Origin of the sequence: Oerskovia sp. Root918 (genome assembly GCF_001428945.1) — a bacterium.
Lineage (GTDB): Bacteria > Actinomycetota > Actinomycetes > Actinomycetales > Cellulomonadaceae > Oerskovia > Oerskovia enterophila.
In genome coordinates this window covers 118511-144361 of the sequence record NZ_LMJG01000002.1, presented here as the reverse complement: position 1 = coordinate 144361, position 25851 = coordinate 118511, and the positions used below count along the sequence as shown (strand labels likewise).

Here is a 25851-nt window from a genome sequence, read left to right as displayed (position 1 = left end):
CGCGGACGACGCCTCCCAGGCCACCCGAACGAGGAGATGTCGTGTCCGAAGCCCCCGCTTCCCCCAGCCCGCGCACCGTGGTCGTCACGGGCGCCAACCGGGGCATCGGCCGCTCGATCGCCGAGCGGTTCGTCGCCAACGGTGACCGTGTCGCGACGATCTACCGCAGCGGCGACCTGCCCGAGGGCGTGTTCGGCGTCGTGGGCGACATCACCGACACCGAGGCCGTCGACGCGGCCTTCACGGCGATCGAGGCCGAGCTCGGCCCGGTCGAGGTCCTCGTCGCGAACGCGGGCGTGACCCGTGACCAGCTCCTCATGCGCATGACCGACGACGAGTTCGAGTCCGTCATCGACGTCAACCTCACGGGGACCTTCCGCTGCGTGCGCCGCGTCTCCAAGGGCATGATCCGCCTGCGGCGCGGCCGCATCGTGCTCATCTCCTCGGTCGTGGGCCTGTACGGCGGCCCCGGGCAGGTCAACTACTCGGCCTCGAAGGCCGCGCTGGTCGGCATGGCCCGCTCGATCACGCGCGAGCTCGGTGGTCGCGGCATCACGGCCAACGTCGTCGCCCCGGGCTTCATCGAGACGGCCATGACCGCCGAGCTGCCCGAGGAGCGCCAGAAGCAGTACAAGGCGAACATCCCCGCGGGACGCTTCGCCCAGGCCGACGAGGTCGCGGGTGTCGTGCAGTTCCTCGCGTCCCCCGACGCGGGCTACATCAGCGGCGCCGTGATCCCGGTCGACGGCGGCCTCGGCATGGGGCACTGACCACCACCTGACGTCGTCGGGGAGCACGCGTGCTCCCCGACACACCGCACGACCCCCGAGAACTACCCCGGGCAGGTCGTCCATGAGTACGCTCAAGCAGCGCACGACGAAAGAACGGAAGAAGAATCTGATGGGTCTGCTCGAAGGCAAGAAGCTCCTGATCACCGGCGTCCTCACCGACTCCTCGATCGCGTTCCACGCGGCCCGGCTCGCCCAGGAGGAGGGGGCCACGGTCGTGCTCTCCTCGTTCGGTCGCCAGATGAAGCTCACGCAGGCGTTCGCCAAGCGTCTGCCGGTCGAGGCACCCGTCGTCCAGCTCGACGTGACGAACGAGGAGGACCTGGCGGGCCTGGCCGACGCGGTCCGCGAGCACGTGGACACGCTCGACGGCGTCGTGCACTCGATCGGTTTCGCCCCCCAGAGCGTCATGGGCGGCAACTTCCTCTCCGCGACCTGGGAGGACGTCGCGACCGCGCTGCAGGTCTCGACCTTCTCCTACAAGTCCCTCGCCGTGGCCGCCAAGCCGCTCATGACCAACGGTGGTGCCGTCGTCGGGCTCACGTTCGACGCGCAGTTCGCGTGGCCCGTGTACGACTGGATGGGCGTCGCGAAGGCCGGGCTCGAGTCGGCGAACCGCTACCTCGCGCGCGACCTCGGCCCGGAGGGGATCCGCACCAACCTCGTCTCCGCGGGCCCCATCCGCACCACCGCGGCGAAGTCGATCCCCGGGTTCGAGCAGATGGAGGACGGCTGGCCCACGCGCGCACCGCTCGGCTGGGACCAGCTGACCGCGGAGCCCGCTGCACGCGCGGTCGTCGCACTGCTGTCAGACTGGTTCCCGGCGACCACGGGGGAGATCGTGCACGTCGACGGCGGCGTGCACGCCATGGGGCTGTGACGAGAGGGGCGAACGTGCGAGACGGCAGATCGTCGGTGGCGTCCGACGCCGCCGGTTCCGGGGCGGCGGGCGGTACGCACCGCCTGGTGCTGCTCCGGCACGCCAAGGCGGAGCCTGCCGGCGGAGTCGACGACGTCCTGCGCCCGCTGGCGCTCAACGGCCGGCGTCAGGCCGGCCGGGTCGGTGCCGCGCTGGCGCACTCCGCGCTCGTCCCCGAGCTCGTCCTGTGCTCTTCTGCCCTGCGCACGCGCCAGACGTGGGACCTCCTCGCGGCGCACCTGGGTGACGTCGCCCCGGAGGTCGTGGTGACGGACACCCTGTATGCCGCGGGCGTGCGGGACGTGCTGGACATGGTCCGAGGGGCCGACTCCCGGGTGCGCACGCTCCTGGTGGTCGGTCACGAGCCGACCATGGCAGCGACCGCGGCGCACCTGGCCGGCCCCGGCTCGGACTCGGGCGCGCTCGCCCAGGTCCGGGTGGGGGTCCCCACGGCGACGTACAGCGTCCTGGAGTCCTCGACCCCGTGGGGCGAGTGGGACGGTGCGGTCGCGAACCTGTCGTACGTCGGGCGTCCCTCGAGCTGAAGGCGCGAGCCGCGCGAAGCACGAAGCCCCTTTCACCCGATCGACGAGAGGAAGGGGCTTCGTCGTACCTGCTCGCGGTCCGGGGTGATCCTCAGGCGGTCCGGCGACGGCGCGCGGATCCGCCACCATGGAGACATGACGATCGAGCTCCTGTACTTCGAAGGTTGTCCGAGCCGGACGGTCGCGCGTGACAACCTCGCGCAGGCTCTAGAGCTCGCGGGCTGTCCCGGTCGACCCGTCGAGCTCGTCGAGGTCCTGACCGACGAGCACGCCGCGGCTCTCGCGTTCCCGGGGTCTCCCACGCTTCGTCTCGACGGGCGCGACCTGTTCGAGCACCAGGAGGTGAGCGGGCTGGCGTGCCGTCTCTACCCGACCCCGCAGGGTCTCGCGGGTGCGCCCACGGTCGAACAGCTCGTCGACGCGCTCACCCCGGCGGCCTAGAGCCGGTTGCAGACGTCCTGGCCGGGCTCTTCGCCCACCGCTCGTCAACTGACGGGAGGCTCCAGGTCTCGCAGCCAGGCGGCGATCGTGGCGATGTCGGTCGAGGTCACCCCGACCGCAGGCTCGACCTGGTGGAGCAGGGCGGCACCGGGATGCTCGAGCTCGACCCACCACCGGTCGGCGTGCCCGATGACGTCGTCGATCCAGACGAACGGACGTCCGTCCGCGATCCGGACCAGCGCCTTCGTCTTCCACTGCAGGTTGTCGGCGCCGTGGTCGCCGTCGTAGGCGGGCAGATCGGCGACCCGCAGCTGCGGCAACCCCAGCAGCGGCGCGATCACCTCGTTCGCGTCGTGCATCCACGCCGTGGCCCACATCAGCTCGCACCCCAGCCCGGTCAGGAGGGTGCCCAGCGCCCGGTCGACCCGTGCCAGGTGAGGGTTCGTCGTCGCCGTCCAGGACGCGGGTGCGTCCGGGACCACGGGCATCCCGGGGCCACCGAACGGGAGCAGGGTCCCGTCGACGTCGAGGAACAGGATCGGTCGCGACGACGCCGGACGCACCCTCAGGCGGTCCGGCGCGATGCGTCGATGATCTCGAGCACCGCGTCGAGGCGCGGACCCGGGACGGAGAAGGGTGCCTGGGCGACCACGACGGGCTTGGCCGCGAACGCGATCCCGATCCCGGCCGCGCCGATCATGTCGAGGTCGTTCGCGCCGTCGCCGATCGCGACGGTGTCCGCCATGTCCACGCCCTCGCTGGCGGCGAGCTCGCGCAGCGTGACCTCCTTGGTCGCGCGGTCGATCACGGGGCCGGTCGTCCTGCCCGTGAGCAGGCCGTCCACGACCTCGAGCCGGTTCGCCCGGAAGTGCGTGATCCCGAGGCTCGCGGCCAGCGGGGCGACGATCTCCTCGAAGCCCCCGGAGACCAGGGCCACGGTCCAGCCCCGGCCCTGGAGCTCGGCGACCAGCTCGCGGGCGCCGGGCGTGAGCGTGACCCGTTCGAGCACGTCCTCGAACGCGCTGACCGGGACCCCGGCCAGCGTCGCGACCCGCTCGCGCAGGGACTCGCCGAAGTCGATCTCGCCGCGCATGGCGCGCTCGGTGACCTCGGTGACGAGCTCGCGGGTCCCGGCGTGGTCCGCCAGGAGCTCGATGACCTCCTGCGTGATGAGGGTCGAGTCGACGTCCATGACCACCAGCCGGCGGGTCGAGACGTCAGGACGGGCGGCAGTGCTATTCAACGATGGTTCCCTTGGGGACGACGGTGATGCCCGACTCGGTGACGGTGAACCCACGGGCGCGGTCCTGTGCCGGGTCGAGCCCGATGCGGGCGCGCTCGGTGACGATCACGTTCTTGTCGAGGATCGCGCGGTGGACCTGGGCGTGCCGCTCGACCTGGACCCCGTCCATGAGGACGGAGTCGGACACCGACGACCAGGAGTGCAGGTAGACGCCGGGGGACAGGACCGAGCCCACCACGGTGGCTCCGGAGATGATGACGCCGGGGGAGACGAGCGAGTCCGCGGCGTGACCCAGGCGGCCCTGCCCCGAGTGGACGAACTTCGCGGGCGGCAGGCCCACGTACCCGGTGTGCAGCGGCCACTCGTCGTTGTAGAGGTTGAAGACCGGCGTGATCGAGATGAGGTCCTTGTTCGCGTCGTAGTACGCGTCGAGCGTCCCGACGTCGCGCCAGTAGTCGCGGTCGCGGTCCGTGGAGCCCGGGACGTCGTTCCGGATGAAGTCGTAGACACCGGCCGTGCCGCGCGCGACGAAGGCCGGGACGATGTCTCCGCCCATGTCGTGGCGCGAGTCCGGGTCGGTCGCGTCCGCCGTGACGGCCGCGACGAGCGCGTCGGCGTTGATGACGTAGTTGCCCATGGACGCCAGGACCTCGAGCGGCGAGTCCGCGAGCCCGACCGGGTCGGTCGGCTTCTCGAGGAACGCGCGGATCTTGGTGGGGTCCTCGGGGTCCGTGTCGATGACCCCGAACTGGTCGGCCATCGAGATGGGCTGGCGGATGCCCGCGACGGTCAGCTCGGCCCCCGACGCGATGTGGGCGTCGACCATCTGGGAGAAGTCCATGCGGTACACGTGGTCCGCACCGACGACCACGACGATGTCGGGGCGCTCGTCCTCGATGATGTTCAGGCACTGGTAGATCGCGTCGGCGCTGCCGAGGTACCAGTGCTTGCCCACCCGCTGCTGCGCCGGCACCGGCGCGACGAAGTTCCCGAGCAACGACGACATGCGCCACGTCTTGGTGATGTGGCGGTCGAGGCTGTGGGACTTGTACTGCGTCAGCACGACGATGTGCAGGTAGTGCGAGTTCACCAGGTTCGACAGCGCGAAGTCGACCAGGCGGTAGATACCGCCGAACGGGACGGCCGGCTTGGCGCGGTGGGCGGTGAGCGGCATGAGCCGGTTGCCCTCGCCACCGGCGAGGACGATTGCGAGGACACGTGGGGCGGCCATGGGCAGAACCTTATGGCCTCGGCCGGTGTTCGTGGGGACCGAACCACGTGTTGGTCGCGGGTGATTCGCGGTGCGAGAGCGTCGCGGGCGGCCTGCCGTGCGCACGGGCCCTGCCGAGCGCGCTAGCGTGTGCCGCGTGAGAGTCGACCTGCTGACCCGTGAGTACCCGCCCTACGTCTACGGAGGCGCGGGCGTCCACGTCGCCGAGCTGTCCCGTGTGCTGCGCGAACGCATCGACGTGCGCGTGCGCAGCTTCGACGGACCCCGCAGCGAGGAGGGGGTCACGGGGTACTCGGTGCCCGGCTCGCTCTCCTCGGCGAACCCCGTGCTGGGGACGTTCGGCGTGGACCTGGCGATGGCCGACGACGTCGCAGGAGCCGACCTCGTGCACTCGCACACCTGGTACGCGAACCTCGGCGGCCACCTGGCCTCGCTCCTGCACGGGATCCCGCACGTCCTCAGCGCGCACTCGCTCGAGCCGCTGCGACCGTGGAAGGCCGAGCAGCTCGGGGGCGGCTACGCGCTGTCGGGCTGGGCCGAGAAGACGGCCTACGAGGCCGCGGCCGGCATCATCGCTGTCTCGGCCGGCATGCGCGCGGACATCCTGCGCTGCTACCCGGACGTCGACCCGGCCAAGGTGCACGTGGTCCACAACGGGATCGACCTCGACGGCTGGCGTCGCCCCGGGTCCGAGGCCCAGGTCGCCGCGGCGGACCGCGTGGTCCGCGACCTCGGGATCGACCCCGAGCGCCCGGCCGTGGTCTTCGTCGGGCGCATCACCCGCCAGAAGGGCCTGCCGTACCTGCTGCGCGCGGCCGCGCAGCTCCCTCCGGAGGTCCAGCTGATCCTGTGCGCGGGCGCACCCGACACCCCCGAGATCGCGACCGAGGTGAGCGAGGCCGTCGCGCGCCTCGCCGAGCAGCGCACCGGGGTCGTGTGGATCGAGCAGATGCTCCCGCGCGAGGAGCTCGTGGCGGTCCTGGCGGCCTCGACCGTGTTCGTGTGCCCCTCGGTCTACGAGCCGCTGGGGATCGTGAACCTCGAGGCCATGGCCGTGGGCCTGCCCGTCGTCGGCTCGGCGACCGGGGGCATCCCCGAGGTCATCGACGACGGCGTCACGGGCCACCTGGTCCCGATCGAGCAGGTCGACGACGGGACGGGCACGCCCGTGGACCCGGACACGTTCGTCGCCGACCTCGCCGCTGCGCTCGTCGCGGTCGTCTCCGACCCGGAGCGGGCGCGCGAGATGGGTCGAGCGGCCCGGACGCGCGTCGAGGAGCACTTCGCGTGGGACGCGATCGCGGACCGCACGCTCGAGGTCTACCGCAGCGTGCTCGGGTCCGGTCCCGCCGCGTAGCGGGCCGTCGCGGCGGACATGGCCCGCCGCGCGGCACGGTCGACCTCGCGCAGGGCGGTCGAGCGCTGGTCGGCCTGCCAGAGGTTGACCGCGCCGCCGTCGTCGGCCGTGGCCAGGTCCACGATGGCCCGCAGCCGCGCGGCCTGGGCGAGCACGCGCACGCGGCGCGCGTCCGACTCCGAGCGGGCCGCGGGCAGCGGCCAGTCCGGGGGGGTCGTGGACCGCAGCGACGCGATCGTCTCGGCCGCGTCCTCGCGCCAGCGGGCGACGTCGAGCGAGGCCAGGGCCTCGGTCGCGGTGAGCAGGGCCACGCGCAGGTCGCGCTCGGCGTCCGCGAGGGTCCCGACGGCGGCGAGCACCTGGGTGCGCCACGTCGGCACGGGCGTCATGCGCCACGTGACGAGGTGCCCCGTCTCGTAGACGCTCCCGAACGCCGTGACCTCGGGCACGAGCGCCCAGGCGCCCTCGGGGGACTGCACGAGCAGGCACTCCTCGGCGTCGGTCGCGTCGGCGCTCACGACCGACGGCACGCCGAGCGGGTCGCCGGGGGCCGGCAGCACCGCGCACACCTCGAACGGCGAACGGGTCCAGCGGGCGACCAGGTCGGTCAGGGTCGAGGCCGTCCCGTCGCCCTCGACCGTGTGCGGTTCGTCGTCGAGCCGCACCGCGGCGACCGCGCGGCGCACGAGGGCCGTGCCGGGGCCGTCGGGATCGACCGGCTCGTCGGCCTGCGGGCCGAGCGCCTGCGACCACAGGGCGAGGACGACGGTACGGGGGAGCGCGAGGGCAGAGTGGGATTCCACGTCCGCCAACCTATAGGGTCGTGTCCCATGAGCTCGGTTCTGGACCTGCAGGCAGTCACGGTGCGCCGTGGCACGAAGACCATCCTCGACTCCGTGGACTGGCAGGTGAACGAGGGCGAGCGGTGGGTGATCCTGGGCCGCAACGGCGCGGGCAAGACGACCCTGCTGCAGATCGCGGCAGCACGCATGCACCCCACCGCGGGCAGCGCGGACCTGCTCGGCGAGCGGATGGGCCGCACCGACGTGTTCGGGCTGCGGCCCCGCATCGGCCTGGCGAGCGCGGCGCTCGCGGAGCAGATCCCGGCCTCGGAGACCGTCCGCAACGTGGTGGTCACCGCGGCCTACGGCGTCACGGGCCGCTGGACGGAGACGTACGAGGAGTTCGACACCGAGCGTGCCGACGACCTGCTCGCGGCCTTCGACGTGCTGCCGCTGGCCGACCGACTGTTCGGCACGCTGAGCGAGGGTGAGCGCAAGCGCGTGCAGATCGCCCGCGCGCTCATGACCGACCCGGAGCTGCTGCTGCTCGACGAGCCCGCCGCCGGCCTGGACCTGGGCGGGCGCGAGGAGCTCGTCGGGGCACTCTCGGAGCTTGCTGCGGACCCTGCCTCGCCCGTGCTGGTCCTCGTGACGCACCACGTCGAGGAGATCCCGCCGGGCTTCACGCACGTCCTGCTGCTCAAGGACGGCGGCGTCCACCGCGCCGGTCCGTTGCACGAGGTCCTGACGGCGGAGAACCTGAGCGCGGCGTTCGGCCTGCCGCTGTTCGTCGCGCACGGCGGCGGTCGCTGGATGGCGCGCGCGGCGCGCTGACGCGGGGCCCGGACGCCCCGCGTCCGACACGCCCGATAGGTGCACGGAACTCGTTCTTCCGGTAAAATCTGGGCAAAGAACGCAGGTGGTGTCAACGCAGGTGATGTCGACGCGTCCACGACGCGCAGGACGAGCCGCACGACGGAAGGAACCGTCATGGACTGGTTGTGGTGGGTCGGAGCAGGTCTCCTCTTCGTCCTGATCGAGATCATCTCGCTCGACCTGGTGCTCATCATGTTCGCCGGGGGAGCGTTCGCAGCCGCTGGGGTCAACGCGGCCGGCGGTCCCCTGTGGCTGCAGATCATCACCTTCGCGGTCGTCTCGGCCGCTCTCCTGTTCTCGCTGCGCCCGTGGCTGCTGCGCCACCTGCGTCACCGCATGCCGCTCACCGAGACCGGCGCCGCCGCCCAGGTGGGTCGGTCCGCCGTCGTCGTATCCCGGGTGACCGAGCTGGGCGGCCGCGTCAAGCTCCAGGGCGAGATCTGGAGCGCCCGGACCGTGGACGGGTCGCCCGAGCTGGCGACCGGTACCGAGGTCCGTGTGGTCCGCATCGACGGGGCCACGGCCGTGGTGCAGTCGGTCGCCTCCGACAGCCACACCGTCTGAGCCCGTCCGTCCAGCCGTCGCTCCGTCCGCCCCGCCCTTCCGCCGAGAAGCATCCTCAGGAGAAAGATCGATGACTGAACCAGAACCCGGAATGATCGCCGTCTACATCGTGCTCGGGCTGATCCTGCTGTTCGTGATCATCGCGCTCGTCAAGGCGGTGCGGATCGTCCCGCAGGCCACTGCGCTGATCATCGAGCGGCTGGGTCGCTACTCGAGCACGCTCGAGCCCGGTCTGCACCTGCTGATCCCGTTCGTGGACCGCGTGCGTGCGGGTGTCGACCTGCGCGAGCAGGTGGTCTCGTTCCCCCCGCAGCCCGTGATCACCTCGGACAACCTCGTGGTCAGCATCGACACGGTCATCTACTTCCAGGTCACCGAGCCCAAGTCGGCGGTCTACGAGATCGCCAACTACATCCAGGGCATCGAGCAGCTCACGGTCACCACGCTGCGCAACGTCGTCGGCTCCATGGACCTCGAGCAGACCCTCACGAGCCGCGACCAGATCAACGGCCAGCTCCGCGGCGTGCTCGACGAGGCGACGGGGCGCTGGGGCGTGCGCGTCAACCGCGTCGAGCTCAAGTCGATCGACCCGCCCGCGAGCGTGCAGGGCTCCATGGAGCAGCAGATGCGCGCCGAGCGTGACCGTCGCGCCACGATCCTCACGGCCGAGGGCATCAAGCAGTCCCAGGTGCTGACCGCAGAGGGCGAGAAGCAGGCCGCGATCCTGCGCGCAGAGGGCAATGCGCAGGCCGCGATCCTGAACGCCGAGGGTGAGGCGCGGGCCATCCTGCAGGTCTTCGACGCGATCCACGAGGGCGACGCGGACCCCAAGCTGCTCGCCTACCAGTACCTGCAGATGCTGCCCAAGATCGCCGACGGCACCGCGAGCAAGCTGTGGGTCGTCCCCACCGAGTTCACCGCGGCGCTGGGATCCATCGCGCAGGGCTTCGGCGGCGGTGCGCCCACGCCGTCCGGCGAAGGGTACGAGCCCTCCGAGGCGGCGCGCCGCGAGCGCGACCGGGACCGCGTCAAGTTCGGCACCCCGGCACTGGTCGACCCGGCCGAGGCGCTCGCCGAGGCCCGTCGTCAGGCCGAGGCCGCGACGGCCGACGCCACGAGCGCGGGCACGCACTCGGGCCTGCCGTTCGACCCGCAGGCGGAGAGCGGGCAGCGCCCCGGGGGCCCCGGCCAGCGTTTCGCCCCGGCCCCGGAGCCGGGCACCGCGTCGCCGCGCCCGCTCGGTCCGCCGGCGGTCCCGACCGACGCGCCGGAGCCCAGCGAGGGGACGCCGGAGGATCGCCCGTAGGGCATCACCACAGCAGGACCGTACGCCCGAGGGGGCGCCGCGCTCGCGGCGCCCCCTCGGGCGTCCGTGCATCTGGTTGCGTCGGGCAACCTTGACGAGTGAGTGCTCACTCATTTAGGGTCGAGGGCGTGAGCACCCCCTCGGGCCGCGCCCGACCCATGAGCCGTGACGACCGCCGCGCGGCGATCGCCGCCGCGACCGTCCCCCTGCTCGCGCGCTACGGCTCGGCCGTGACGACCCGGCAGATCGCCCAGGCGGCCGACGTCGCCGAGGGCACGCTCTTCCGCGCGTTCGAGGACAAGGACGAGCTGATCCACGCGGCCCTCGTGGCCGCGCTCGACCCGGCGCCGCTCGTGCGCGCGATCAGCGAGACGGCCGACCGCGGGTCCCTCGCGGAGACCCTCACGGCCCTGGCCGAGCTGATCCAGGACAGCCAGCGCGCGACCGCCAAGATCGTCCAGGTCGCCCATCAGGTCATGGGGGACCGGGGCGGCCCGCCGGGCGGTCCGGGGGGCGACGCCCGCCGTCGCCACCGGGACGACGTGCACCGCAACCATGGCAAGCAGGGCCCGGACTCGCACCGCGACGCCCGGATGTCGGCCGTCCAGGACATCGTCGAGGCGATCGAGGCGAGCCTTGTCCCGTACGCGGACGAGCTGCGGACCGAGCCCCGCGTGGCCGCGAGCGTCTTCTTCTTCCTCGTGCACGGCCACGCGAGCCCGCTGCTGTTCCAGGACGGGCCGCTCGACGCGACCCAGATCGTCGACGTGTTCCTCCACGGCGTCCTCGAGGCGCCGTGCCAGGGCGCGGGCCCGCCCCACGCGGTAGGCCCGCCCCACGCGGCGGTCCGTCCGCCGGACCCGCACGTTGCAGCCCCGGGCCCGACGGCGTCGCTCGCCTGAGGCGCCCGGCCTGCCGTCGCGGACCTCACCGCGGCGTCGCATGCTGGACCTCTCGCCGAGGTCGCCGAAATCGCTCGACGTGCGCTCCGCCGTCGGGCACCTTGAGACCTGCTCGCCCCGCCCCCACCTCCGACAGGACACCCCAGATGCTCCAACGTCTCCTGAAGACCTACCTCCGCCCGTACTGGACGCCCATATCGATCCTGCTCGTGCTCCAGCTCGTGCAGACCATCGCGACCCTCTACCTGCCCAGCCTCAACGCCGACATCATCGACAAGGGCGTCACGCAGGGCGACACCGCCTACATCATGCGCACGGGCGGCGTCATGCTCGCGATCAGCCTCGGGCAGGTGATCTGCGCGATCGTCGCGGTGTACTTCGGCGCCAAGGTCGCCATGTCGTTCGGGCGGGACGTGCGCAACGGGCTCTTCACGCGCGTCCAGTCGTTCTCCGCGCAGGAGATGGGTGTGCTCGGTGCCCCGTCGCTCATCACCCGCACCACGAACGACGTCCAGCAGGTCCAGATGGTCGTGCTCATGGGCTTCACCATCATGGTCATGGCGCCCATCATGCTCGTGGGCGGCGTCATCATGGCGCTCCAGGAGGACGTCGAGCTCTCGGCGCTGCTCCTGGTCGTGGTGCCCGTGCTCGGGGTCGTCGTGGGGCTGATCATCTCGCGCATGGTGCCGTACTTCCGCAAGATGCAGAAGCGCATCGACGCGATCAACGGGGTGCTGCGCGAGCAGATCTCCGGCATCCGCGTCATCCGGGCGTTCGTGCGCGAGCGTCGCGAGGAGGAGCGCTTCGCGGTCGCCAACGACCGGCTCTACGACACCTCGCTGCGGGTCGGCAAGCTCATGGCGCTGATGTTCCCGACCGTCATGCTCGTCATGAACGCGACCAGCGTCGCGGTCCTGTGGTTCGGTGCGTACCGCGTCCAGGACGGGATGCAGATCGGGGCGCTCACGGCGTTCCTCAGCTACATCATGTACATCCTCATGGCCGTGATGATGTCGACCATGATCTTCATGATGGTCCCGCGCGCGGCCGTCTCGGCCGAGCGCATCGGCGAGGTCCTCGACACCGAGACCACCGTGGTCGAGTCCCCGACGCCGGTCCGCCTGGCGCCCCGCGAGGACCGCACCGGAGTCATCACGTTCGAGGACGTCGACTTCCGGTACCCCGGTGCCGAGGACCCCGTGCTCCACGACCTCACGTTCACGGCGCGTCCCGGCGGCACGACCGCGATCATCGGGTCCACGGGATCGGGCAAGACGACGCTGCTCCAGCTCGTCCCGCGGCTCTTCGACGCGACCAAGGGCTCGGTCCGCATCGACGGCACCGACGTCCGCGACGTCGCGCTCCAGGACCTGTGGTCGATGATCGGCTACGTCCCCCAGAAGGCCTACCTGTTCTCCGGGACCGTGCGCGACAACGTGCGCTACGGCAAGGAGGACGCGACCGACGAGGAGGTCTGGGAGGCGCTCGAGGTCGCGCAGGCCCGCGACTTCGTCGAGCATCTCGAAGGACAGCTCGACGCCCCTGTGTCCCAGGGCGGCACCAACTTCTCGGGCGGCCAGCGCCAGCGGCTCGCGATCGCCCGGGCGATCGTGCGCAAGCCCAGCGTGTACCTGTTCGACGACTCGTTCTCGGCCCTCGACTACGCGACCGACGCCGCCCTGCGGCTCGCGCTCGCACCCCGCACCCGCGAGGCCACGGTCCTCCTGGTCGCCCAGCGGGTCGCGACCATCCGCCACGCCGAGCAGATCGTCGTGCTCGAGCACGGGCGCATCGTCGGCACCGGCACCCACGACGAGCTCCTGGAGACGTGCGAGACATATCAGGAGATCGTGTACTCGCAGCTCTCGGCGCAGGAGGCAGCATGAGCACCCAGACCCCCCGCCCTGGCGACAACCCGGGCGACAAGAACGCCGAGACCTTCGTGACGTCGTCGGGCGGTGTGCAGGACGGCGCGCCGACGCACGACGCTCCGGAACCCCAGGACGGGGCGGACGCGGCGGGCGACAAGCCCGACCTGTCCACCACACGCCTCAAGGGACGCCCGCAGGGCGGCGGCCACGGCCCCATGGGCGGCATGGGCATGCCCACCGAGAAGGCCATGGACTTCACGGGCTCGCTCAAGCGCTTCGCGGGCTACCTGCGTGTCGAGCGGCTCGCCGTCGTCGTCATCACGGTCCTGTCGATCCTGTCCGTGACCCTCGCCGTGCTGGGCCCCAAGCTCCTCGGCAACGGCACCAACGTGATCTTCGCGGGCGTGATCGGCTCGCAGATGCCCGCGGACGTGACCAAGGCGCAGGCCGTCGAGAACCTGCGCGCCAACGGCCAGGGCACGCAGGCCGACATGCTCGCGGCCATGGACGTCGTGCCCGGCCAGGGCATCGACTTCGCGGCCCTGCGCACGATCCTGCTGCTGGTCCTCGCGATCTACGTCGGGTCCTTCCTGTTCGGGTGGATCCAGGGTCGCGTGACCACGTCCGTGGTCCAGCGCACGGTGCGCCGCCTGCGCGCCGAGGTCGAGGCCAAGCTCGGTCGCCTGCCGCTGTCGTACTTCGACCGGCAGAAGAAGGGCGAGGTCCTCAGCCGCGTCACCAACGACATCGACAACGTCGCGCAGACCCTCCAGCAGACGCTGTCGCAGCTCGTGACCTCGGTCCTGACCGTGGTCGGCGTGCTCGCCATGATGTTCTGGATCTCGCCGCTGCTCGCGGTCATCGCGCTCGTGACCGTGCCGCTCTCGGTGCTCGTCACGGCCCTGATCGCCAAGCGCTCGCAGCCGCAGTTCATCAAGCAGTGGGCCGCGACCGGGCGCCTCAACGCGCACGTCGAGGAGATGTACACGGGCCACGCGCTCGTCAAGGTCTACGGCCACCAGCAGACGGCCGTCGACACGTTCGAGACCGAGAACGCCGAGCTCTACGAGGCGAGCTTCAAGGCGCAGTTCATCTCCGGGATCATCCAGCCCGCGATGGGCTTCGTCGCGAACCTCAACTACGTGATCGTTGCCGTGGTCGGCGGCCTGCGCGTCGCGTCGGGAACCCTGTCGCTGGGTGACGTCCAGGCGTTCATCCAGTACTCGCGCCAGTTCACGCAACCCATCACGCAGATCGCGTCGATGATGAACCTCCTGCAGTCGGGCGTCGCCTCCGCGGAGCGCGTGTTCGAGCTGCTCGACGCCGAGGAGCAGTCCCCGGACCCCTCGCCCGCGGCCGTCGTCACGGACGTGCAGGGCCGGGTCGCGTTCGAGGACGTCTCGTTCCGCTACGTGCCCGACCGCCCGCTGATCGACGACCTGTCGATCGTGGCCGAGCCCGGCCAGACCGTCGCGATCGTCGGACCCACGGGAGCCGGCAAGACGACGCTCGTGAACCTCATCATGCGGTTCTACGAGGTCGACGGCGGGCGCATCACGCTCGACGGCGTCGACGTCCGGACCATGAGCCGGGACGGGCTGCGGTCCAACATCGGCATGGTCCTGCAGGACACCTGGCTCTTCAAGGGCACCATCGAGGAGAACCTGCGCTACGGCGTGCCCGACGGCGTCGAGGTCACCGAGGAGCAGTTCCTCGAGGCGACGCGTGCCACGCACGTGGACCCGTTCGTGCGCACGCTGCCCGACGGCTACGCGACCGTGATCGACGACGAGGGTTCGGGCGTGAGCGCGGGCGAGAAGCAGCTCCTGACGATCGCACGCGCGTTCCTCGCCGACCCGGCGATCCTCATCCTCGACGAGGCGACCAGCTCGGTCGACACCCGGACCGAGGTGCTCGTGCAGCAGGCCATGAACGCGCTGCGCGCCGGGCGGACCTCGTTCGTGATCGCGCACCGGTTGTCGACCATCCGCGACGCCGACGTCATCCTCGTCATGGAGGACGGCGCGATCGTCGAGATGGGCAACCACGAGGTGCTCATCGAGAAGGGCGGCGCGTACGCGCGGCTCTACGAGAGCCAGTTCGCGGCCGCGGCGGTCGAGGAGGCCGTCGAGGGCGAGATGACCCGGTGACCTGGTGACCGTGCGAGGCGGTGACGCGTGAGGGTGACCGCCTGAGGCGGTGACCCGTGGGGCCCCGGTGACGTCGTCGCCGGGGCCTCGCCGTGTGACGGGCCCGTACCGGTGTGACAGGCCCCGTGCCGTAGGACGACGAACGCCGGCACCGCCTTCTGGGCGGGACCGGCGTTCGAGGTGTCGCCCGGGTCGCGGGCGTGATCTGGGGTGGAGCGTCAGGAAGCGGTGTAGCCCGCGCCGGCGCAGAGCGACTCGAGCTCGGCCACGGCCTCGGTGACGCCCGTCGTGTCGATGCTGTCGCCCGTGCCCTTGAAGAGGTCGTCGGCCATCTGGAACGGGGTCTTGATGCTGCTGATGAGGGCGTTGGCGTCCTCCGGACCAGCGAGGCGCAGGACGGCCTCGAGCTGGATGTTGGTGCTGCGCATGGCGTTCGACTCGTCCTCGGTGAGGGCGGTCATGTCGTACTCGAGCTCGTCGGTGACGCGCTGCGCGAGCGACTGGTCACCGCCGTCGAAGTACTTCGCGCACACCTCGGCGCTCGTGGCGCCCGTGGGGGTCTCGTCGGGCGAGGAACCGCTGTCGGTTGCCGTGTCGGTCGCGCACGCGCTCAGGAGCGCGATAGCGCCCACAGCCGCAAGTGCCAGCATCTGCTTTCTCATGGATCCATGAAATCACGCGGGAACCCGGGTGAAAGTATGCATAAGGGGGACGGATGTCCAAGAGTGAGCGACGTCTCATTCCGAGGTCCTCCTGGGAGCGATCCCTCGTGATCGGGATCACGCGGTGCTGTCAGGTCGGGCCTCACAGCGACCCCTCAGCCGGCACCTGCGGAGGGCACACACCGGGTCCGTAGACCGGAGGCATGACCTTCCACGAACCGCACCCCAGCACCTCGTCCGCCCCCGAGCCCTCGGTCGTCGCGCCGACACCCCGACGGCGCCGACGACGGGTGCTGCTCGCCGGCGGGCTGGCGCTCACCCTGGCCCTCGGCGGGACGACCGCCTGGGCGCTCGACCGGTTCGTCGTCGAGCACGTCGAGATCGCCGACGTCTCGGCCTACGAGGCGAGCCAGGCCTCGGCGAGCGGCTCCGCGGAGGCGGCGACGTCGTCGGGCACCTCGAGAGCGGGCACGAGCGCGACCTCCGACGGGACGGGCGTGAGCGTGCGCCAGGTCGTCGAGGGCACGGGTGACGACACCGTGACGTACTACGTCGCGGACGTCGTCCTGGGGGACGCGACCGATCTGCGCTCGGCGTTCGCCCAGGACGCGTACGGCGAGAACATCACCGAGAAGACCTCCGACATCGCGGCCGACAACGACGCGCTCTTCGCGATCAACGGTGACTACTACGGGTTCCGGTCCACGGGCATCGTGATCCGCAACGGCGTCGTCTACCGCGACGAAGGCGCGCGCGAGGGCCTCGCGTTCTACCGCGACGGGACCGTCGAGATCTACGACGAGACGACCACGACCGCACAGGAGCTCGTGGACGCGGGCGTGTGGAACACGCTGTCGTTCGGGCCCGCGCTGCTCGACGACGGAGAGGTCGTCGACGGGATCGACGGCGTCGAGGTCGACACCAACGTCGGCAACCACTCGATCCAGGGCGAGCAGCCCCGCACCGCCGTGGGCGTGGTCGACGCGAACCACCTGGTGTTCGTCGTGGTCGACGGGCGCAGCACCGGGTACAGCCGCGGCGTCACCATGACCGGGCTCGCCGAGATCATGCAGGGCCTGGGGGCCACGACCGCGTACAACCTCGACGGCGGCGGGTCGTCGACCATGTACTACGACGGAGAGCTCGTCAACGACCCCCTCGGCCGCGGCGCCGAGCGGGGCACCTCCGACATCCTGTACGTCGGGGAGTGACGGCCGTGATCGTGCTGGTCCCGGCCTACGAGCCGAACTCGACGCTCGTGCGGCTGGTCGCCGAGCTGCGTGCCACGGGCGCTGTGCAGGGGATCGTCGTGGTCGACGACGGCAGCGGGCCGAGGTTCCGCCCCGTGCTCGACGACGTCGCCCGCGTCGGGGCGGTCGTCGTCGGGTTCGCCGCCAATCGCGGCAAGGGCGCGGCGCTGCGGCGCGGGTTCGCCGAGGTCGCGCGGCGCTGGCCCGGCCAGGACGTGGTGTGCGCCGACGCCGACGGGCAGCACGGCGTCGCTGACGTCCTGCGGGTCGGGGAGCGGGTGTCCGCCGGCGAGGGGGTCATGGTCCTCGGGGCGCGCGCGTTCGCCGGGGACGTGCCCGCGCGCAGCCGGCTCGGCAACACCGTGACCCGGTGGCTGTTCCACGCGGCGACCGGGCTACGGGTCCAGGACACCCAGACCGGCCTGCGCGGGTACCCCGCCTCGATGATCGGGTGGCTCCTCGACGTGCGCGGCGACCGGTACGAGTACGAGCTCAACGTGCTGCTGGCCGCGGCGCGCGAGGGGCGACCCGTGGTCGAGGTCGAGATCGAGACCATCTACCTCGACGACAACGCGTCCTCGCACTTCCGGCCCCTCGCCGACTCGGCCCGCATCTACGCGCCGCTGCTCGCGTTCTCGCTGTCGTCGCTCCTCGCGTTCGGGATCGACACCGCGGCGCTGCTGGTGCTCGATGCCGTGACCGGGTCCCTGCTGGTGTCCGTCGTGGGGGCGCGCGGGGTCAGCGGGGCCGTGAACTTCGTGGTGAACCGGCGGGTGTTCGCTGGTGCTGGTGCTGGTGCTGGTGCTGGTGCTGCGGGCGACAGCGGGCGCGGGCGGGGGGCCGCGCTGCGGTACGCGGCGCTCGCGGTCGGGCTGCTGGCCGCCGGGTACGGGGTGCTCTGGGGGCTGACGGGGCTCGGGCTCGCGCTGCTGCCTGCCAAGGTCGTGACCGAGGTGCTGCTGTTCGCGACGAGCTTTCAGGTGCAGAGGCGCGTGGTGTTCCGCCCGGGGGTGCCGACGGACACGACGGGGCCCGCGACCCAGATGGTCCGGACCACACCGGACGGCACTCCGGACGGTGCTCCGGTGGCCGGACGGTGCCGACGGTCCGGAGCGAGCGGGAGCGTCGCTGCCGCCGTGCGGCCGGTCACCGAGCACGAGGTTCCGCGCGCTCGACCACGAGGTTGAGGTCGCGAACGCCGTCAGAACGACCGCAACCTCGTGCTCGGCACAGGTGGGGCCCTGGGCGAGGAGCGGGGTCGGTGCAGGAGGGGCCGGTCGTCGCCCGATGCCGACCGGCCTCCGTCGGTGCGGGAGAATCTGAGCGTGCAGATCATCCACGTGACCGACCCGGCCGACCCTCGGCTCGCCGACTACACGAACCTCACGGACGTCGAGCTCCGCTCGAAGAACGAGCCGGAGAAGGGCATGTACATCGCTGAGAGCACCACGGTGATCCACCGGGCGCTCCGTGCCGGGCACCGGCCGCGGTCGTTCCTCATGGCCGAGAAGTGGCTCCCGGGCCTCGAGGAGGCGATCTCCGCCGTCGGGCTGGACGACGGGCCCGGAGGGACGGGCGAGCCCGTGCCCGTGTACATCGCCGAGCCCGCCATCCTGGAGTCGATCACCGGTTTCAACCTGCACCGTGGCGCGCTGTCCGCGATGCACCGACCGGTCCTGCCGAGCGTGCACGAGCTGCTCACGACCGCCCGCGACGGGCAGGGCGCACGACGGGTCGCGATCCTGGAGGACATCGTCGACCACACCAACGTGGGCGCGATCTTCCGCGGGGCGGCCGGCCTCGGGGTGGACGCCGTGCTCGTGTCGCCGCGGTGCTCGGACCCGCTCTACCGGCGCAGCGTCCGGGTGTCGATGGGGACGGTGTTCCAGGTCCCGTGGACGCGCCTCGAGTCGTGGCCGGGTGGCGTCGAGGAGCTGCGCGAGCACGGGTTCACGGTCGCGGCGCTCGCGCTGTCGGACGACTCGCTGACGCTCGACGAGTACGTCGCGCGGGGCGACGAGAGGTCGGCGTTCGTGTTCGGGACCGAGGGCCACGGGCTGCAGCGCTCGACGCTCGCGGCCGTGGACCACGTCGTGAAGATCCCGATGAGCGGGGGAGTGGACTCGCTCAACGTCGCGGCGAGCGCCGCTGTGGTGTTCTGGGCGACGCGCGCGTAGTGGTCGCCTGAGTCGCGCAGTCCCGTGGGCCGCGCCGGGTCGCGAGGGCGGGAGGTGCTTCCATGGAGCCACAACAATCGTGGTGGCTCCGCAGCAAGCACACCCGGGGTTGGCGGGCTGGGCTGACCGCCGCTCAGACGAGGCGCGCGATCGAGGTGCGCGACGCCGTCGGGCACCCGGGAACCAGCCCCGACGGCAGCCCCGAACATTCCTCCTGACCTCGCAGGACGTCGATTGTGACGGAAAGCACAAAGTCGAGGGCCTGTCACGGCGCCCCTCGGCCGACCGCCGTTCTTCGGGCGAAACGACCCGCTCCGACCGGCGCCCGCGCGCCTGGCCCGGCCCGCCGTCGGGCACCACGGGGCCACGGGGGACGAGCCCGCCCGAGTTGATCCACAACAACGCCTCGGACGGCCAAGTCCGCAGGTCAGAGGGCTGTCGACGCCGCTGTCCCGGTTCGGGACCAAGGGCGCCGCGACGGGACCTAGGTCCCGGTACGCACGAGTGAACTCGTCCATATGTTGTGGGTGCCCCCAGCCCCACTTCTCGGACGGAGACACCCGGTGGTCACAGCCGACGTAGCCCCCAGACCAGCACACCAGGTGAGCACCGACGCGCGCCGCGACCTTCTCGACTGGGACCCCAACGACCCCCAGCGCTGGGACTCGAAGGTCGCCTGGAGCACGCTCTGGGTCACGACGTTCAACCTCATGCTCGCGTTCATCATCTGGTACCTGCCCGGGGCGCTCATCCCTACGCTCGGCACGGTCACCGGGTGGGACCTGAGCGAGAGCCAGTCGTACTGGCTGCTCGCCATGCCCGGCCTCACGGGCGGCCTGCTCCGCATCGTCTGGATGATGCTCCCGCCCATGCTCGGCACCCGCAAGATGCTGACGCTGTCCGCGCTCCTCATGATCATCCCGTTCGTCGGGTGGACCTGGGTCGTGATGCTCCCGACGCAGCCCTCGTACGCGCTGCTCGTCGCGCTCGCCCTGGCAGCCGGCCTCGGCGGCGGCGTCTTCTCGGGCTACATGCCCTCGACGTCGTACTTCTTCCCCAAGAGCAAGCAGGGCACGGCCCTTGGTCTGCAGGCAGGGATCGGGAACTTCGGCGTCTCGGTCGTCCAGTTCGTCGTCCCGTGGGCCATCGGGTTCGGGATGTTCGGCCTCGCCGGCCAGCTCGCGCACCCGCAGAACGCCGAGCCGCGCCAGGTCTGGTTGCAGAACCCCGGGCTCATCTTCATCCCGTTCGCGGTCGTCGGTGTCGTGCTCGCCTGGACCCTGCTCAAGTCGGTGCCGGTCAAGGCCAACCTCAAGCAGCAGTTCGACATCTTCCAGAACAAGCACACCTGGCTCATGACCATGGAGTACGTCCTCACGTTCGGGATCTTCTCCGGGCTCGCCGGCACGTTCGGCATGCTCCTCAAGCAGCAGTTCGGCCCCGAGTACCTGACCTGGGTCTTCCTCGGCGCGCTCGTCGGCTCGCTCGCCCGCATGTGCTGGGGGCCGCTCTGCGACCGCTTCGGCGGTGGCGTCTGGACCGTGGTGTCCGGGATCGGCGTCGCGGCCTCGGCCGGGCTCGTGCTGTTCGGCCAAGTCACGGTCGCGGACGGCGAGACGCCCAGCCTCCCGATCTTCATGACCGGGATGGTCCTGATCTTCTTCTTCTGCGGGGTCGGCAACGCCGCGACGTTCAAGCAGATGCCCATGATCTTCCCAGCCCGTCAGGCGGGTGGCGTGATCGGCTGGACGGCCGCGATCGCCGCGTTCGGACCGTTCCTGTTCTCGATGCTGTTCAACTACCTGCCGAGGACGGCCGTGTTCGGCGGGATCATCGCCTACGCGCTCCTGTGCGCGGGCATCGCCTGGCACTTCTACGCACGCCCCGGCGCCGAGGCCAAGAGCTGACCGTGCGCCCGTCAGCAGTGCGTCCGGCACGCCCCGCGCCCGGCCTCGCCCCCTCGGGCGAGGCCCGGCCGGGTGCGGTCACGCCGGGTGCGGCCACGCAGGAAGTACCCCGGCCGGGAGCACCCCGGTCAGGCGGGGGCGACCCGGCCCGCCACGAGGATCGGGATCTGCGCGGCCTCGTCGTGGCGTCCCACGTCCACGGTCTCGAGGCGGGCGACGCAGTGGTGCTCGCCGAACTGGGGGACCAGGGCGGTCGCCCGCCGGCTCGACCCGAGCTCGGCGAGCGCGCCGTTGATGAACCCCGCGTGCAGCGAGCACACGACCTGCGGGGTGCAGCGGGCCGTCGCGACGAACGGGCAGTTGTTGAGGACGAGCGCGTCCATGCCCGCGCCGCCCGGCGACGCGACCTGCGCCGACGGCTCGCCGCCGAGCGTGGGGGCGAACCAGAGCGCGTCGAGCTTGGACACGAGCCGGGCCGAGACCTCGTGCTCGTCGATGGCCTCGTCGGGCTCGGGCGGCTCGGTGAGGTTCCGGCCCCACGTGCGTCCCACGGCGTAGGTCACGGCGCCCGCGTCCGGCACGTTGTCGGCGACCGCGGTCGTCAGTGCCTCGGCCAGGAGGCGGTAGGCCTGGGCCCGCTCGTGCGTCTGGTTGGGCAGGGTGCCGCGGTACAGGACCTTGGGCCGGCCGGGTGTCGTCCGGGTCTGCTGGGTGCGCTCGGCCAGGCCCGAGTCGACGAGCGACTCGAGGTGGAACCGCGCCGTGTTCTGGTGGACGCCCACCTCCTCGGCGACGTCCTTGACCGACACCGGCGTCTTGGAGTCGCGCAGCAGCTGGATGACGTGCGTCCGCCGTCCGCCGTGGTTGCTGCGACCCGTCGTGCCGTCGAACCCACCGTTGACGTGCTGTCTGGGCACGTGCTCGCCCCACTTCTTCCCGTTCCTGGATCTCTGGTCCCGAGCCGCAGGGCTGCCCCCGCCCGCTGTGCTCGGCACGACAACTCTCGCACGCGCGGTCGGTCCGCCGCACGGAGCGCCCCCTCGGGTGCCTCCGTAGCCCGTGCGCTGAACGCCCCCCACGCAGTCCCCGAGGAGCTCTCGCCATGACCATCGACGACCAGGCGGCCATGTCGCCCCTGATGAAGAAGCTGCTCACGACGCGCAGCCACTTCCCCCAGACGGAGGTGTTCGACTCGGCGCACGCCATGATCGAGACGAACCCTTCGGAGTGGGACCGGTTCTACCGGGACCGCTGGGCGCACGACAAGGTCGTGCGCTCGACCCACGGCGTGAACTGCACGGGGTCGTGCGCGTGGGACGTGTACGTCAAGGACGGCCTCATCACCTGGGAGCACCAGGGCACCGACTACCCGACGACGGGGCTCGACAGCCCCGAGTACGAGCCGCGCGGCTGCCCGCGCGGCGCCTCGTTCTCCTGGTACACGTACTCGCCGTCGCGAGTGCGCTACCCGTACGTGCGCGGTGTCCTGCTCGAGATGTACCTCGACGCGCGCTGCCGCCTGGGCGACCCGGTGCTCGCATGGGCCGAGGTCGTCGAGAGCCCCCTCAAGGCGACGCTCTACAAGCGCGCCCGCGGCAAGGGCGGCCTGGTCCGTGCGGACTGGGAGCTCGCGACCGAGATCATGGCCGCGGCCCACGTCTACACGATCAAGGCGTACGGGCCGGACCGGTGCGTGGGTTTCACGCCGATCCCGGCCATGTCGATGGCGAGCTTCGGGGTCGGGACCCGCTTCCTGTCGATGATCGGCGGGACCTTGCTGAGCTTCTACGACTGGTACGCGGACCTGCCGCCCGCGAGCCCGCAGATCTGGGGTGACCAGACCGACGTCCCCGAGTCGGGCGACTGGTGGAACTCGAGCTACATCATGATGTGGGGCTCGAACGTCCCGGTGACGCGCACGCCCGACGCCCACTTCCTGGCCGAGGCCCGCTACAAGGGCACCAAGGTCGTCGCGATCAGCCCCGACTACGCGGACAACGTGAAGTTCGCTGACGACTGGCTCGCGCCCGCTCCGGGCACGGACGGCGCGCTCGCGCAGGCCATGGGCCACGTGCTGCTCACCGAGTTCTACCGCGACCGCCAGGTGCCGTACTTCGAGGCCTACTCGCGCACGTACACGGACGCGCCGTTCCTGGTCACGCTCGACGAGGCTCCCGGGGAGGGCGGCCAGGGCGCAGGCCAGGAGGGCACGCTGCCCGACGGCGGAGCCGCCCCGGTCTTCCGGCCCGCCAAGTTCCTCACGGCAGCCGACCTGGACGGGCTGCCCGTCGCGGGGGCGACGGGGCAGCGCCCCGAGTTCCGTCCCGTCTTCCTCGACACGGCCGCCGACGCGCTCACGGTGCCGAACGGCACGCTCGCCGACCGGTGGACCGAGGACGGCCTGGGGCGCTGGAACCTCGACCTCGAGGACCACGACCCGGCGCTGAGCCTGCTGGGCCTGACGCACGCGGGAGCCGAGGCGCAGGGGGTCGTGGTCGAGCTGCCGCGCTTCGACGTCGGCGCGACCGAGGGCGGCTCCTCGGTCCTGCGCGGCGTCCCGGCGATCCGCGTGGGCGACCGCCTCGTGACGACCGTGTTCGACCTGCTCATGGCGCAGTACGGCGTGGGGCGCGACGGGCTTCCGGGGTCGTGGCCCACGGGCTACGACGACGCCGAGTCTCCCGGGACCCCCGCGTGGCAGGAAGCGTTGACCGGGGTGCCTGCCGAGCAGTGCACCAGGATCGCGCGCGAGTTCACGCGCAACGCCGAGGTGAGCAAGGGCAAGTCCATGATCATCATGGGCGCGGGTACCAACCACTGGTACCACGCGGACACCATCTACCGGACGTTCATCGCCCTCCTGACCCTCACCGGGTGCCAGGGCGTCAACGGTGGCGGCTGGGCCCACTACGTCGGGCAGGAGAAGGCGCGGCCCGTGACGGGGCAGCAGCACATGGCCTTCGCGCTCGACTGGCAGCGCCCCACGCGCCACATGGCCGGCACGGCGTTCTGGTACACCGCGACCGACCAGTGGCGCTACGAGGGCTTCGGCGCGGACGAGCTCGCCTCGCCGACCGGTCCGGGCACCCTCAAGGACCGCAGCATGATGGACTGCCTGACCCAGGCGGCCCGCATGGGCTGGACGCCCTCGCACCCCGGGTTCGACCGCAACCCGCTCGACCTGTGCGACGAGGCCGCGGCCGCCGGCGTGCCGGTTGCCGACCACGTGGTGTCCGAGCTGCGCAGCGGCGCTCTGAAGTTCGCGGTCGAGGACCCCGACGACCCGCAGAACTTCCCGCGTGTCCTGACGGTCTGGCGGGCCAACCTGATCGGCAACTCTGCCAAGGGCAACGAGTACTTCCTCAAGCACCTGCTGGGCGCCGACTCGTCGCTGAGGGCGCACGAGACACCGCCCGAGCGTCGCCCCGAGGAGGTCGTCTGGCGGGACGAGGCCCCCGAGGGCAAGCTCGACCTGCTGACCAACATCGACTTCCGCATGACCTCGACCTCGCTGTTCGCCGACGTCGTGCTCCCGGCCGCGACCTGGTACGAGAAGCAGGACATCTCGACCACGGACATGCACCCGTTCGTGCACGCCCTCAACGCTGCCATCGCGCCGCCCTGGCAGGCCAGGACCGACTACGACGCGTTCCTGGGGCTCGCCGACAAGGTCTCCGAGCTCGCCAAGATCCACCTGGGCACCCGCACCGACGTCATCGCGGCCCCGCTCACGCACGACACCCCGGACGAGATGGCCCAGCCCGGAGGCGTCGTCCTCGACTGGCGCAAGGGCGAGTGCGAGCCCGTGCCGGGCGTGACCATGCCGCGCCTCGTGGTGATCGAGCGCGACTACACCCAGATCGCCGAGAAGATGCGCGCCGTCGGGCCGCTGATCTCGAAGGTCGGGACCACGACCAAGGGCGTCACGGTCGTGCCCGAGCAGGCGGTCGAGTTCCTCGCGAAGGCCAACGGCGTGCGCAAGGACGGCGTCGCGAAGGGCCGTCCGTCGCTCGAGACCGCGGCGCACATGTGCGAGGCGATCCTCGCGCTGTCCGGCACGACCAACGGTGCGGTCTCGGTCGCGGGCTTCAAGGCCCTCGAGAAGCGGGTCGGGAAGCCGCTCGCGGACCTGGCCCAGGAGAACCACGACCGGCAGGTCACGTTCGCCCAGACCCTGTCCGGTCCGCAGAACGTCTTCACGAGCTACGAGTGGTCGGGCTCCGAGCAGGGCGGCCGGCGCTACTCGCCGTTCGTGGTCAACGTCGAGCGGCTCAAGCCGTGGCACACGCTCACGGGGCGCCAGCACTTCTTCGTCGACCACGACTGGATGACCGAGCTCGGCGAGCAGCTCCCGGTCTACCGGCCGCCGCTCGACATGGCACGCCACTTCGGTCACCAGGGCTTCAGCGAGCCGGGCTCGACCGAGGTCACGGTGCGCTACCTGACCCCGCACTCCAAGTGGTCCATGCACTCGCAGTTCCAGGACAACCCGTACATGCTCGCGCTCTCGCGCGGGGGCCCCACGATCTGGATCTCCGAGGAGGACGCGCGGACCGCGGGGATCGCGGACAACGACTGGATCGAGGCGGTCAACCGCAACGGCGTGGTCGTGGCCCGGGCCGTGGTCTCGCACCGCATGCCCACGGGCACGGTCTACATGTACCACTCGAAGGACCGCAACATCGACGTGCCCAAGGCCGAGGCCTCGGGCAAGCGAGGGGGCATCCACAACGCGCTGACGATGATCATGATGAAGCCCACGCACCTCCTGGGCGGGTACGGCCAGCTCACCTACGCCTTCAACTACTACGGGCCGACCGGCAACCAGCGCGACGAGTACACGGTCATCCGTCGGCGCAACCAGGAAGTGGAGTACTGAG

22 protein-coding genes are annotated in these 25851 nt (G+C 71.2%); 16 read left to right on the top strand and 6 right to left on the bottom strand.

Features of this window, described 5'->3' with window-relative positions:
• The first annotated feature begins 41 nt into the window (after positions 1 to 41).
• From ASE27_RS05440 to ASE27_RS05425, 4 genes are all read left to right on the top strand, one after another.
• Positions 42 to 770, top strand: a complete 729-nt coding sequence (locus ASE27_RS05440; RefSeq protein WP_056647146.1) for a beta-ketoacyl-ACP reductase — start codon at positions 42 to 44, stop codon at positions 768 to 770.
• Positions 771 to 900: 130 nt separating this feature from the next.
• Positions 901 to 1668: an enoyl-ACP reductase FabI gene (gene fabI / locus ASE27_RS05435; protein WP_056647143.1), complete on the top strand. Its 768-nt coding sequence runs from the start codon at positions 901 to 903 to the stop codon at positions 1666 to 1668.
• A gap of 14 nt (positions 1669 to 1682) precedes the next feature.
• The gene (locus ASE27_RS05430) at positions 1683 to 2252 is read left to right on the top strand and encodes a histidine phosphatase family protein (protein ID WP_322788294.1); all 570 of its coding nucleotides are present in this window, start codon (positions 1683 to 1685) and stop codon (positions 2250 to 2252) included.
• A gap of 135 nt (positions 2253 to 2387) precedes the next feature.
• A complete protein-coding gene (locus ASE27_RS05425; protein WP_056647135.1) occupies positions 2388 to 2693 on the top strand; it encodes a hypothetical protein in 306 nt (101 codons plus the stop codon).
• 44 nt (positions 2694 to 2737) lie between these two features.
• Here the strand turns inward: ASE27_RS05425 and ASE27_RS05420 are convergent, their stop codons facing one another.
• The 3 genes from ASE27_RS05420 to ASE27_RS05410 are packed head-to-tail and all read right to left on the bottom strand — an operon-like array spanning position 2738 to position 5167.
• Positions 2738 to 3256: an HAD domain-containing protein gene (locus ASE27_RS05420; protein ID WP_056647132.1), complete on the bottom strand. Its 519-nt coding sequence runs from the start codon at positions 3254 to 3256 to the stop codon at positions 2738 to 2740.
• Positions 3257 to 3258: 2 nt separating this feature from the next.
• The gene (serB, locus tag ASE27_RS05415; RefSeq protein WP_255354362.1) at positions 3259 to 3936 is read right to left on the bottom strand and encodes a phosphoserine phosphatase SerB; all 678 of its coding nucleotides are present in this window, start codon (positions 3934 to 3936) and stop codon (positions 3259 to 3261) included.
• Positions 3929 to 5167 (bottom strand): glucose-1-phosphate adenylyltransferase, encoded by a 1239-nt coding sequence (locus ASE27_RS05410; protein WP_056647129.1) that lies wholly within the window; start codon positions 5165 to 5167, stop codon positions 3929 to 3931. Before ASE27_RS05410 ends, serB begins: the two co-directional genes overlap by 8 nt.
• Before the next feature lie 136 nt (positions 5168 to 5303).
• Between ASE27_RS05410 and glgA the strand changes: the two genes are divergently transcribed.
• The gene (gene glgA, locus ASE27_RS05405) at positions 5304 to 6524 is read left to right on the top strand and encodes a glycogen synthase (protein ID WP_056647127.1); all 1221 of its coding nucleotides are present in this window, start codon (positions 5304 to 5306) and stop codon (positions 6522 to 6524) included.
• Here the strand turns inward: glgA and ASE27_RS05400 are convergent.
• Positions 6488 to 7327, bottom strand: a complete 840-nt coding sequence (locus ASE27_RS05400; RefSeq protein WP_056647124.1) for a hypothetical protein — start codon at positions 7325 to 7327, stop codon at positions 6488 to 6490. The genes glgA and ASE27_RS05400 overlap by 37 nt on opposite strands.
• A 27-nt stretch (positions 7328 to 7354) precedes the next feature.
• On the opposite strand from ASE27_RS05400, the gene ASE27_RS05395 reads away from it, so the two are divergent.
• The 6 genes from ASE27_RS05395 (at position 7355) to ASE27_RS05370 (ending at position 14975) form a co-directional block, all read left to right on the top strand.
• Positions 7355 to 8140 carry an ABC transporter ATP-binding protein gene (locus tag ASE27_RS05395; protein ID WP_056647120.1) on the top strand — a complete coding sequence of 262 codons (786 nt, stop codon included), beginning with the start codon at positions 7355 to 7357 and terminating at the stop codon, positions 8138 to 8140.
• A gap of 156 nt (positions 8141 to 8296) precedes the next feature.
• Positions 8297 to 8746, top strand: a complete 450-nt coding sequence (locus ASE27_RS05390) for an NfeD family protein (protein ID WP_056647117.1) — start codon at positions 8297 to 8299, stop codon at positions 8744 to 8746.
• Positions 8747 to 8816: 70 nt separating this feature from the next.
• Positions 8817 to 10052: an SPFH domain-containing protein gene (locus ASE27_RS05385; RefSeq protein WP_056647114.1), complete on the top strand. Its 1236-nt coding sequence runs from the start codon at positions 8817 to 8819 to the stop codon at positions 10050 to 10052.
• A gap of 128 nt (positions 10053 to 10180) precedes the next feature.
• Positions 10181 to 10954, top strand: a complete 774-nt coding sequence (locus ASE27_RS05380; protein WP_157257393.1) for a TetR/AcrR family transcriptional regulator — start codon at positions 10181 to 10183, stop codon at positions 10952 to 10954.
• A gap of 146 nt (positions 10955 to 11100) precedes the next feature.
• Positions 11101 to 12840 carry an ABC transporter ATP-binding protein gene (locus ASE27_RS05375; protein WP_056647106.1) on the top strand — a complete coding sequence of 580 codons (1740 nt, stop codon included), beginning with the start codon at positions 11101 to 11103 and terminating at the stop codon, positions 12838 to 12840.
• 215 nt (positions 12841 to 13055) lie between these two features.
• Positions 13056 to 14975: an ABC transporter ATP-binding protein gene (locus tag ASE27_RS05370; protein ID WP_082608590.1), complete on the top strand. Its 1920-nt coding sequence runs from the start codon at positions 13056 to 13058 to the stop codon at positions 14973 to 14975.
• A gap of 218 nt (positions 14976 to 15193) precedes the next feature.
• Here ASE27_RS05370 and ASE27_RS05365 read toward each other — a convergent pair whose 3' ends face one another.
• Positions 15194 to 15637 (bottom strand): hypothetical protein, encoded by a 444-nt coding sequence (locus ASE27_RS05365; RefSeq protein WP_157257392.1) that lies wholly within the window; start codon positions 15635 to 15637, stop codon positions 15194 to 15196.
• 203 nt (positions 15638 to 15840) lie between these two features.
• Here ASE27_RS05365 and ASE27_RS05360 point away from each other — a divergent pair, with 203 nt between their 5' ends.
• The 4 genes from ASE27_RS05360 to ASE27_RS05345 all read left to right on the top strand — a co-directional run bounded on the left by ASE27_RS05360 (position 15841) and on the right by ASE27_RS05345 (position 20971).
• Positions 15841 to 16848, top strand: a complete 1008-nt coding sequence (locus tag ASE27_RS05360; protein WP_082608574.1) for a phosphodiester glycosidase family protein — start codon at positions 15841 to 15843, stop codon at positions 16846 to 16848.
• Positions 16845 to 18074, top strand: coding sequence for a glycosyltransferase family 2 protein (locus tag ASE27_RS05355; protein ID WP_056647097.1), 1230 nt, complete (start codon positions 16845 to 16847; stop codon positions 18072 to 18074). Before ASE27_RS05360 ends, ASE27_RS05355 begins: the two co-directional genes overlap by 4 nt.
• Positions 18075 to 18212: 138 nt before the next feature.
• Positions 18213 to 19064 (top strand): RNA methyltransferase, encoded by an 852-nt coding sequence (locus ASE27_RS05350; RefSeq protein WP_056647094.1) that lies wholly within the window; start codon positions 18213 to 18215, stop codon positions 19062 to 19064.
• 602 nt (positions 19065 to 19666) lie between these two features.
• Positions 19667 to 20971 carry an MFS transporter gene (locus ASE27_RS05345; RefSeq protein WP_056647091.1) on the top strand — a complete coding sequence of 435 codons (1305 nt, stop codon included), beginning with the start codon at positions 19667 to 19669 and terminating at the stop codon, positions 20969 to 20971.
• A 128-nt stretch (positions 20972 to 21099) separates the two neighbouring features.
• Here the strand turns inward: ASE27_RS05345 and ASE27_RS05340 are convergent, their stop codons facing one another.
• A complete protein-coding gene (locus ASE27_RS05340; protein ID WP_056647089.1) occupies positions 21100 to 21888 on the bottom strand; it encodes a metalloregulator ArsR/SmtB family transcription factor in 789 nt (262 codons plus the stop codon).
• 185 nt (positions 21889 to 22073) lie between these two features.
• Here ASE27_RS05340 and ASE27_RS05335 point away from each other — a divergent pair, with 185 nt between their 5' ends.
• Positions 22074 to 25850 carry a nitrate reductase subunit alpha gene (locus tag ASE27_RS05335; RefSeq protein ID WP_082608572.1) on the top strand — a complete coding sequence of 1259 codons (3777 nt, stop codon included), beginning with the start codon at positions 22074 to 22076 and terminating at the stop codon, positions 25848 to 25850.
• Position 25851 lies beyond the last annotated feature (1 nt).

What these genes read in the sequence shown, in the direction of transcription:
- fabI (WP_056647143.1), top strand. Translation starts at nt 901, where the DNA reads ATGGGTCTGCTCGAAGGCAAGAAGCTCCTGATCACCGGCGTCCTCACC.
- ASE27_RS05425 (WP_056647135.1), top strand. Translation starts at nt 2,388, where the DNA reads ATGACGATCGAGCTCCTGTACTTCGAAGGTTGTCCGAGCCGGACGGTC.
- ASE27_RS05410 (WP_056647129.1), bottom strand. Translation starts at nt 5,167, where the DNA reads ATGGCCGCCCCACGTGTCCTCGCAATCGTCCTCGCCGGTGGCGAGGGC.
- ASE27_RS05395 (WP_056647120.1), top strand. Translation starts at nt 7,355, where the DNA reads ATGAGCTCGGTTCTGGACCTGCAGGCAGTCACGGTGCGCCGTGGCACG.
- ASE27_RS05390 (WP_056647117.1), top strand. Translation starts at nt 8,297, where the DNA reads ATGGACTGGTTGTGGTGGGTCGGAGCAGGTCTCCTCTTCGTCCTGATC.
- ASE27_RS05385 (WP_056647114.1), top strand. Translation starts at nt 8,817, where the DNA reads ATGACTGAACCAGAACCCGGAATGATCGCCGTCTACATCGTGCTCGGG.
- ASE27_RS05375 (WP_056647106.1), top strand. Translation starts at nt 11,101, where the DNA reads ATGCTCCAACGTCTCCTGAAGACCTACCTCCGCCCGTACTGGACGCCC.
- ASE27_RS05370 (WP_082608590.1), top strand. Translation starts at nt 13,056, where the DNA reads ATGCCCACCGAGAAGGCCATGGACTTCACGGGCTCGCTCAAGCGCTTC.
- ASE27_RS05365 (WP_157257392.1), bottom strand. Translation starts at nt 15,637, where the DNA reads ATGAGAAAGCAGATGCTGGCACTTGCGGCTGTGGGCGCTATCGCGCTC.
- ASE27_RS05360 (WP_082608574.1), top strand. Translation starts at nt 15,841, where the DNA reads ATGACCTTCCACGAACCGCACCCCAGCACCTCGTCCGCCCCCGAGCCC.
- ASE27_RS05335 (WP_082608572.1), top strand. Translation starts at nt 22,074, where the DNA reads ATGACCATCGACGACCAGGCGGCCATGTCGCCCCTGATGAAGAAGCTG.